Genomic DNA, 7,538 nt, shown 5'->3' on the forward strand with positions numbered 1-7,538 from the left:
ACGACGAAGTCGGTGGGGATGTCGAAGCCCACGTACTTGCAGTCGATGACGACCTTGGCGGCCTCGGGCTTGCGGAGCAGTGCAAGCACCTCGATCGACTCGGCGCCGCGCGATTCGAAGTTCTCGAGCAGCCAGCTCAGGGTGAGACCGGAGTCGATGATGTCCTCGACGATCAGCACGTGCTTGCCGTTCAGGTCGGTGTCGAGGTCTTTGCGGATCTGTACCACGCCGCTCGACTTGGTGCTCGCGCCGTAGCTCGACACCGCCATCCAGTCCATCGGGGCATGGAACGGCAGCGCCCGAGCGAAGTCGGCCATGACCATGACCGCACCCTTCAGCACACCGACGAGGATGAGCTCCTTGCCCGCGTAATCGACGGCGACCTGAGCCGCGAGCTCGTCGAGCTTCGCGATGATCTCCTCCTCGGTGACGAGGATCTGGTCAAGGTCGTCCTGGATTTCCGCGGCGCGCATGGATCGATTTTAGGTGACGCGCACCGATGCTCCCGCACAGGATCCGCCGATCGCTCACCAGAATTCCGGGTGCGCCTCCCTCATCCGCACTACCCTGAACCGTGAGACGGGCGGATGCCCACGACGGAAGGAATCTCCATGGCTCTTGACGACATCCTCACGCAGGTGCCGATCGACGACATCGCCGCGAAGCTCGGAGTCTCCCCCGAGGTCGCCCGGGCCGGGGTCGAGCAGGGCGGCGCGGTGCTGCTCGGCGGCCTGGCCAAGAACGCCTCCACCCCGCAGGGCTCCTCGGCGATCGAGAACGCGCTGAAGCGTCACGAAGGTGCGACCGGAGCCTCGAAGGTCGACGACATCGATCAGGCCGACGGCGGCAAGATCGTCTCGCACATCCTGGGCGCCGACGAGAAGAAGGTCACCGAGAAGCTCACCGAGTCGCCCCAGACGGCCGGCATCGACTTCGGCAAGCTCCTGCCGATCCTCGCCCCGATCGTGATGGGACTCATCGCGAACGCGACCAAGGACAAGAGCGCGAAGACCGAGACGACAGAGACGTCGTCCGGCGGTGGCGGCATCGGCGACGTGATCGGCGGCATGCTCGGCGGCGGCTCGTCGTCGGGCGGCGGCGGGATCGGAGACCTGCTCGGCGGCCTGCTCGGCGGCGGCTCGTCCTCGGGCGGCGGCGGCATCGGCGACCTGCTGGGAGGGCTCCTCGGCGGCAAGAAGTAACGCGGCGCGGCCTGCGCCGCCCGGTCGGTGGGCGAAGACGAAGACCTCACCCACGTTTCGACTCGCTCGGCTCCGCCGGGCTCGCTCAACGACCGGAAAGGTCGTTGAGCGAAGACGACGAAGTCGCCTGAGACGAAACGCCGCGAGACGACCTCACCCACGTTTCGACTCGCTCGGCTCCGCCGGGCTCGCTCAACGACCGGGGAAAGGCGCAGCCGGCTCGACGACGTCGCCTGAGACGAAACGTCAGCGCGCCGTGAAGACGATGCGTCCGCCGAGTCGTGCGGCCGAGCACACGGGCAGGTCGATAGGGCCCTGTCCGGACCAGTCGGTCGCCAGCCGCGCGACCTCGAGGGTCTGCAGGCGCGTGAGGCTGACCCCGAACTCACTGTCGACCACGAGGCGGATGATCCGGTTGCGCAGTGCCGCGGGGTTCGCGGCCAGAGCGGCGACGCTGACCGAGATCCCTGCTTCGGCGTGCTCGACGATGTCCTCGATGGTCTCGTGGATCATCTCGTCGAACGCCTCGGCGTCTTCGCGGAGCTGTTCGGCCGTGCGAGCGAGTGCCTCGGCGATGCCGGGACCGAGCTCGGCCTCGAGCACGGGCAGCACGCGCTCGCGCACACGGACCCGCGCGAAGCGCTGCTCGGAGTTGTGAGGGTCGTCCCACACGTCGAGATCGGATGCCGCGCAGAAGGCCCGAGTCGTGTCGCGACGCACGCCGAGCAGCGGTCGCACCCAGCGGAGCCCGTCGTCGTCGGTCCGCACGGGCGCCATGCCCTGCAGGCTGGCGGCGCCGGATCCGCGTGCAAGGCCGAGCAGCACGGTCTCGGCCTGATCGTCGAGAGTGTGCCCGAGGAGCACGGCTGACGCGCCGACATCTGCCGCAGCATCCTTCAGCACCCGATACCGCGCCTCGCGGGCCGCGGCCTCCGGACCGCCGTCGTCTCCGACCTCGACCCGCACGACGAGGGCGTCCAGCCCGAGAGCCGTGGCCGTGCGCGCCGCACTCGCCGCGACGGCATCCGAGTCGTCCTGCAGTCCGTGATCGACCGTCAGGCTCGCCACCCGCAGGCCGAGCTTCGCCCCCTCGAACGCCGTCGCGGCGGCCAGAGCGAGCGAGTCCGCCCCGCCCGAGAGCGCGACCACCACCGTCGACCCCTGGGGCAGGTCGTCGAGCGCGGTGCGCACAGCGAGGCGGATCTCTGCGATGACGGGTGAGAGTGAAGGCACCCTGCAACGGTAGCGCGGCGCATCCGTCCCCCGAGAGGTCACCGAGCGGACCACCCGCCGTCCATGGCGTAGCTGGCTCCTGTGACCATCGATGCCTCGTCGCCGGCCAGCCACGCGACCAGGGAGGCGACCTCTTCCGGCTCGACCAGGCGTTTGATCGCACTCTCGGTCAGCATGATCTGGGCCAGCACCTCGGCCTCCGGGATGCCGTGCACCCGGGCCTGGTCGGCGATCTGCTTCTCGACCAGGGCCGTCCGCACATAACCGGGGTTGACGCAGTTGCTCGTGACGCCGTGCTCCCCTCCCTCGAGGGCCGCGACCTTCGAGAGCCCCTCGAGCCCGTGCTTGGCCGCGACGTAGGCGGACTTGTAGGCGGATGCCCGCAGCCCGTGCACCGACGACACGTTGATGATCCGACCGAAGCCGCGCGCGTACATCCCGGGCAGCGCCGCGCGGATCAGGAGGAACGGAACCTCCAGCATGAGGGTCACGATCCGTCGGAACTCCTGCGGTTCGAAGTCCTCGAGGGGACTGATGTGCTGGATTCCCGCATTGTTCACGAGGATGTCCACGTCGGCGATGACCGGCGCCAGCTCGGTCTCGGCGACGGCGGCCGGATCGAGGAGGTCGACCGGCCAGCTGGAACCGCCGACCTCGGTCGCGACGGCGTCGCATCGCGCGCGGTCCACGTCGGCCACGATGACATGAGCACCGCGCGCAGCCAACGCCCGGACGATCGCGAGACCGATGCCACCGGCACCCCCCGTGACCAGAGCGCGTCGACCGCTCAGCGACCCACCGGGTGGGCTCGCCGTCTCGGCGTGCGCGCCGGTCACGAGGCGCTCACTCGCGACGTGCTGAGTCCGTGCTTGCGGGCATCCGCGTCGTCGATGTCGTGCAGCGAGACACCGCGGGTCTCCTTCAGGGTGACCACGGCGACTGCGGTGACGGCGCATGCGGCCGCCACGTAGACGGCCACCGGCAGCCACGAGTCGAAGTCCTGCAGCAGTGCTGTCGCGATGATGGGCGCGAGCGAGCCCGCCACGATCGAGGTCACCTGATAGCCCAGGGAGACGCCCGAATACCGCATGCGGGTCGGGAACATCTCGGCCATGATGGCCGGCTGTCCCGCGTACATGAGCGCGTGGAAGCACAGCCCGATCGTGACGGCCGCGATGATGACGAACGGGTTCTGGGTGTCGAACATCGGGAAGGCGAAGAAGGCCCAGCTCGCCCCGAGCACGGCGCCGGCCAGGTAGACGGGCTTGCGACCCCAGGCATCCGACAGGCGTCCGACCTGCGGGATCACGAGGAAGTGGATCGCGTGCGCGACCAGCAGCGCGAGCAGCAGCTGGCTGGTGTCGTACTCGTGCACCGTCTTCAGGTAGACGATCGTGAACGACACGATGATGTAGTACAGGATGTTCTCGGCGAAGCGGAGGCCCATCGCCCCGAAGATGCCGCGGGGGTACTTGCGCACGACCTCGAGGACTCCGTAGCTGACCGCCTTGTCGGCTTCGACCTGCGCGCGGGCCTCGAGGAAGATCGGCGCTTCGCTGACGTGGGTGCGGATGTAGTAGCCGATGACGACGACGATCGCCGACACCCAGAAGGCCACACGCCAGCCCCAGCTGAGGAACTGGTCGGAGGGAAGGGCCCACGACATGCCCAGCAGCACGAGCGTGGCCAGCAGGTTGCCCACCGGGACGGCGGCCTGGGGCCAGCTCGACCAGAACGCACGCGATCTGTTCGGGCTCTGCTCGGCGACCAGCAGCACGGCGCCGCCCCATTCGCCGCCGACCGCGAAGCCCTGAATGAAGCGCAGGATGACCAGCAGCGCGGGCGCCCAGTACCCGATGGAGTTGAATCCGGGCAGGCATCCCATGAGGAAGGTGGCGACGCCGACCAGGATGATCGTGACCTGCAGAGTGTGCTTGCGGCCCAGCCTGTCGCCGATCTGGCCGAACACGATGCCACCCAGCGGACGCGCGATGAAGCCGACCGCGTAGGTGAGGAACGCCGCGATGATGCCGTCGAGCTCGGTGCCGGCATTCGGGAAGAAGAAGGTGCCGAACACGAGCGATGCGGCGGTGGCGTAGAGGAAGAACTCGTACCACTCCACCACGGTGCCCACCATCGAGGCGGCCACGATCTTCTTCAACCCGGATGCCCGGGGTTCGGTCTCGGAGACGACGTTCTGCCTCGCGCCCATGAATGCACTCCTTCGTGTTCTGCAGCGTCCTCGTCGACGACTGCCCGGCGGGCCGTGTTCCCTCAGCGGGGTGGCCTCCGCCAGTATGCGCACGGCCCGTACTGTGCGCCAATGACCAGTCCGGCACAGATCGAGTGCAGAATTGCAGATATGGTCCTCTCCCCGGGCAGCGTCGCCCCGAATCCCGACGATCTCCTGATCCTCCTCGCCGTGGCCCGAGCGGGCCGCTTCACGACCGCGGGCGAGACGTTGGGCCTCAGCCACACGACCGTCTCGAGGCGCATCGCCGCACTCGAGAAGGATCTCGGCGGCCGAGTGCTCTCGCGCAGTGCGGGCGGATGGGAGCTGACGGAACTCGGGCGTCGCGCGGCACGCGCTGCCGAAGACGTCGAGACGGCCCTGGCGACGATCAACGAGGGGGATGCCGAGACGGATCAGATCGCCGGGGTCGTGCGCATCTCCGCCACCGACGGCTTCAGCGCCTTCGTGATCGCCCCTGCGGTCGCGCAGCTGCGACGGCGGCATCCGCGTCTCAGCGTGGAGATCGTGGCCGTCACCCGGCGCGCCCTGCAGCACCGATCCGGACTCGATCTCGAGGTCGTGGTCGGAGAACCCCAGGTGCATCGCGCCGAGGCGATCCGACTCGGCTTCTACACGCTGGGCATGTACGCGTCGCACGAGTATCTGCGGGAGTGCGGAGCTCCCGCAGGCATCCACGAGCTGAGCGCGCATCCTCTGGTCTACTTCGTCGATTCGATGCTCCAGGTCGACGATCTCGACGCGCCGCGGCGATTGGTGCCGGACATGCTCGACGCCCTGAGCTCCACCAATGTCTTCGTCCACGTCGAGGCCACACGCGCCGGTGCGGGCATCGGCCTGCTCCCGTGCTTCCTCGCGGACCGCCACCCCGACCTCGTGCGCCTCCTGCCCGAGGAGTTCGCCGAACGCCTGCCGTACTGGATGGTGCTGCGACCCGACTCGCTGCGTCAGCCCGCGGTCGCCGCCGTGGCGGCGGCCATCCGCGACCGCACGGTCGCGGTCGGCGACGCGCTCCTCGGCGCGGGATCTGCGCCGCCTTCGCCGTAGCGCACCTGGACGGATCGCCGTGCAGCGCTCGCGCTCGGGGTGCGCCTGGTCCTAACCTGACGCCGTGACGGATCAGCCAGTGCGATTCAGGACCGAACGGTTCAAGGCCTTCGTCGATGCCGTCGTGGCCATCGCGATGACACTGCTGATCCTGCCCCTGATGGAGTCCGTGTCGGACGCCGCGACGGAAAAGATCAGCACTGCCGAGTTCTTCGTCGAGCACTCCGGCCAGCTGCTGAGCTTCGGCTTGAGCTTCGTGCTCATCGCGACGTTCTGGATGGGCCATCACCGGCAGTACCGCGACGTGGAATGGGTCACGGGCCCGCTGCTCTGGATCAACGTCGCCTGGATGGCCACGATCGTGTGGCTGCCGGTGCCCACCGCGATGATCGGGCAGATGGAGACCGACTCTCTGCAGCCGGTCGTGTACATCGGAACGCTGATCCTCACGCAGGTCACGACTCTGGCCGGATGGCTGTACCTGCTGCGGCACCCCGACGTCACCACCGCTCCCGCGGATGTCGTGCGGGCGGGCGTGCACGGCGATCTCGCCGCGATCATCCTGTTCCTGATCGCTCTCGCGCTCGCGGTGTTCGTGCCGTCGATCGGCTACGCGGGACTTCTCGTGCTGTTGCTGAGCGGCGTGGCCTCGAAGCTGCTCGGCCGCATGTCGCGACAGGGGCCGAAGCCCGCGGCCGGCCGCGGGTAGGCTAGTGCGCGGCATCCAACCGTCATTTCCAAGGAGCACACGCATGGGCGCACACGACGCCGTCATCGAGATCCCGCGCGGCAGCCGCGTGAAGTACGAGGTCGACCACGAGACCGGGCGAGTGCACCTCGACCGCGTGCTCTACACGACCTTCGGGTACCCCGCCGACTACGGCTACTTCGACAACACGCTCGGAGAGGACGGCGACCCGCTCGACGTGCTCGTGCTGCTCGACCACGCCATCTACCCCGGCGTCGTCGTCGAGGTGCGCCCCGTCGCCGTGCTCAAGATGAGCGACGAGGCCGGTGGCGACGACAAGCTCGTGGCCGTGCTCTCGAAGGACCCCCGCTGGGCCCACATCCAGGACATCGGTGACCTCGCGGAGTACACCAAGAAGGAGATCGAGCACTTCTTCGAGCACTACAAGGACCTCGAGCCCAACAAGTGGGTCAAGGTCGACGCATGGGGCGACAAGGCCGAGGCGCAGCGCATCCTCGACGAGGCGATCGTCCGCTTCGGCGAGCAGGGTCACTGATCCCGCATCCGACGGGCGCGTGAGCCCGATGCACGAGACCCCCGGTCGCTCAGCGGCCGGGGGTCTCGTGCATGCGGTGGGGATCTCAGACCGAAATGCCCCGTCCCGCGAGGAAGTCGATCGGGTTCGTGTAACGGCCGTCGATGTAGACCTCGAAGTGCAGGTGGCAGCCGACGGATGCTCCGGTGTTGCCCGCCCAGGCGATGATGTCGCCCGAGTTGACCCACTGCCCGTTGCGCACGTTGAGCCCACCGGGCTTGATGTGCGCGTAGCCGGTGGCGACGCCGCCGCCGTGCTGGATGCGGATGTAGTTGCCGTAGTTGCCGTTGGGGCCCGCGTAATCGACGGTGCCCGACTGCGCGGCGAAGATCGCGGCACCGCAGCCGTTCGCGAGGTCGACGCCGTAGTGGAACGCCGAGCACGCCGGGCACGGACGCGGGCGCGATCCGTAACCGGCACTGCGATAGCCGCCCTGCGGCCTCACCCATCCGCCGGTGCCGGCCTGCCCTCCGGCGCCGCCACCGCCGCCACCGCCTCCGCCGCCACCGCCACCGGCTGCTG

General features: G+C 68.7%; 9 protein-coding genes. 4 read left to right on the top strand and 5 right to left on the bottom strand.

Annotation, left to right across the window (positions count from 1 at the left end; genetic code table 11):
* Nucleotides 1-473 (bottom strand): hypoxanthine phosphoribosyltransferase (gene hpt, locus RWO82_RS14360; RefSeq protein WP_314428211.1); only part of this gene is annotated, 473 nt, incomplete at its 3' end.
* A 138-nt stretch (nt 474-611) separates the two neighbouring features.
* Between hpt and RWO82_RS14365 the strand changes: the two genes are divergently transcribed.
* Nucleotides 612-1,202, top strand: coding sequence for a DUF937 domain-containing protein (locus RWO82_RS14365; RefSeq protein ID WP_314428212.1), 591 nt, complete (start codon nt 612-614; stop codon nt 1,200-1,202).
* Nucleotides 1,203-1,448: 246 nt separating this feature from the next.
* Here RWO82_RS14365 and tilS read toward each other — a convergent pair whose 3' ends face one another.
* From tilS to RWO82_RS14380, 3 genes are read right to left on the bottom strand one after another with little or no spacing between them, the layout of a single operon-like run.
* Nucleotides 1,449-2,435, bottom strand: a complete 987-nt coding sequence (gene tilS, locus RWO82_RS14370; RefSeq protein WP_314428213.1) for a tRNA lysidine(34) synthetase TilS — start codon at nt 2,433-2,435, stop codon at nt 1,449-1,451.
* A gap of 38 nt (nt 2,436-2,473) precedes the next feature.
* A complete protein-coding gene (locus RWO82_RS14375) occupies nt 2,474-3,271 on the bottom strand; it encodes a 3-hydroxybutyrate dehydrogenase (protein WP_314428214.1) in 798 nt (265 codons plus the stop codon).
* Nucleotides 3,268-4,647: an MFS transporter gene (locus tag RWO82_RS14380; protein WP_314428215.1), complete on the bottom strand. Its 1,380-nt coding sequence runs from the start codon at nt 4,645-4,647 to the stop codon at nt 3,268-3,270. The genes RWO82_RS14375 and RWO82_RS14380 overlap by 4 nt, the downstream gene beginning before the upstream one ends.
* Before the next feature lie 150 nt (nt 4,648-4,797).
* Between RWO82_RS14380 and RWO82_RS14385 the strand changes: the two genes are divergently transcribed.
* The 3 genes from RWO82_RS14385 (at nt 4,798) to RWO82_RS14395 (ending at nt 6,977) form a co-directional block, all read left to right on the top strand.
* Entirely contained in the window at nt 4,798-5,733 is a 936-nt protein-coding gene (locus RWO82_RS14385) for a LysR family transcriptional regulator (RefSeq protein WP_314428216.1), read from the top strand.
* Nucleotides 5,734-5,797: 64 nt separating this feature from the next.
* Nucleotides 5,798-6,442, top strand: coding sequence for a TMEM175 family protein (locus tag RWO82_RS14390; protein ID WP_314428217.1), 645 nt, complete (start codon nt 5,798-5,800; stop codon nt 6,440-6,442).
* A gap of 43 nt (nt 6,443-6,485) precedes the next feature.
* The gene (locus RWO82_RS14395) at nt 6,486-6,977 is read left to right on the top strand and encodes an inorganic diphosphatase (protein ID WP_314428218.1); all 492 of its coding nucleotides are present in this window, start codon (nt 6,486-6,488) and stop codon (nt 6,975-6,977) included.
* 85 nt (nt 6,978-7,062) lie between these two features.
* On the opposite strand, the gene RWO82_RS14400 is transcribed toward RWO82_RS14395, so the two are convergent.
* The coding region (locus RWO82_RS14400) for a M23 family metallopeptidase (RefSeq protein ID WP_314428219.1) at nt 7,063-7,538 on the bottom strand (476 nt) is incomplete at its 5' end.

The organism is uncultured Microbacterium sp., assembly GCF_963521645.1.
Lineage (GTDB): Bacteria > Actinomycetota > Actinomycetes > Actinomycetales > Microbacteriaceae > Microbacterium.